Raw genomic sequence first — 457 nt, 5'->3', positions numbered from 1 at the left:
CCTCGAGGAAGGTCTAATAATTTACTCAATTTTGCAGCTGAAAAGCCTTCCATAGGGCATGAATCAATGCCCTTTGCTGAAGCGGCAAGCATTAATGTTTGAGCTGCAAAAGCAGCGTTCCGTGCGGCCCAATGTCTACTTCCCAAATGGCCAATTGGTAGTAAAGATAGGCAAGGACGAAATATTGATAAAAGAGAAATAATAGGTGTCCAGATCGGTAAACCACCAATTTTCAATATCTTGTCAAACTTAGTTAATATTTTTCGGTGATAGTCTTTTGACTTTTCTGGCATGGTTGTCGATACATCCATGCTATCTAACTGCTCGGAAATTGTGCTGCGTGCATAGTTTGTGTTGGCTACGACAACAATAATCTCTGCGGCGGTAGCTGCCGCTTTTTGACCGTTACATGCTTGTGCAACAGCTGTTTTTTTAGCTGGATTTCTTACCCAATGGA

Annotated in this window: 1 protein-coding gene; it reads right to left on the bottom strand. The window is 42.0% G+C overall.

Annotation, left to right across the window (positions count from 1 at the left end):
• The coding region (locus KPL72_RS21100) for a nitroreductase family protein (RefSeq protein ID WP_219704360.1) at nucleotides 1-457 on the bottom strand (457 nt) is incomplete at both ends.

The sequence above is a fragment of the Marinomonas lutimaris genome (assembly GCF_019426345.1).
In the GTDB taxonomy this organism is placed as follows: Bacteria; Pseudomonadota; Gammaproteobacteria; order Pseudomonadales; family Marinomonadaceae; genus Marinomonas; species Marinomonas lutimaris.
Note: the sequence above shows the minus strand (reverse complement) of the source record. Positions and strands in the feature narration are given on the sequence as shown.